This is a genomic window from Desulfopila inferna (genome assembly GCF_016919005.1).
GTDB classification, from domain to species: Bacteria; Desulfobacterota; Desulfobulbia; order Desulfobulbales; family Desulfocapsaceae; genus Desulfopila_A; species Desulfopila_A inferna.
This window is the reverse complement of sequence record NZ_JAFFQE010000059.1, coordinates 1-410: the sequence shown is the minus strand read 5'-3', so window position 1 is coordinate 410 and position 410 is coordinate 1. Positions and strand designations below refer to the sequence as shown.

At 54.4% G+C, this 410-nt stretch carries 1 protein-coding gene; it reads right to left on the bottom strand.

Annotated elements, in window-relative coordinates:
- On the bottom strand, nt 1–410 hold a 410-nt coding region (locus JWG88_RS21435; RefSeq protein ID WP_205235856.1), incomplete at both ends, for a TonB family protein.

Here is a 410-nt window from a genome sequence, read left to right as displayed (position 1 = left end):
CGCTCAAACATGTTCGCAGGCTTGGCTGAGAGGATTTGTACGTTATCCACGCGACCATCCGGCGTAACGTCAAATTTAACTTTAACCTGCCCTTCAATGCGCAATGCCTGTGCTCGTGCCGGATACTGCGGCTTATTACGGCTTAATGCGCGTGGTCCTGAAGCCACACTGGTAACCGGCTTGCTGGTTTCAGCCGTTGCTGTACTTGATGTCAGGCGTGCCGGTGCCGTATTTTCAAACGGTGATGCCGGACGCGACTCTACGGGTTTGACATCGCGTTTTGGCTGCTCCTGTACCTTTTTCACCGGCTTCGGTTTTGGCTTAGGTTTCGGCTTCGGCTTTTCAATGACCACCGGTGCTTCTTTTGGCGGTTCGGGGATCGGCTCAGGTTCCGGTTCTGGCTCTACCAC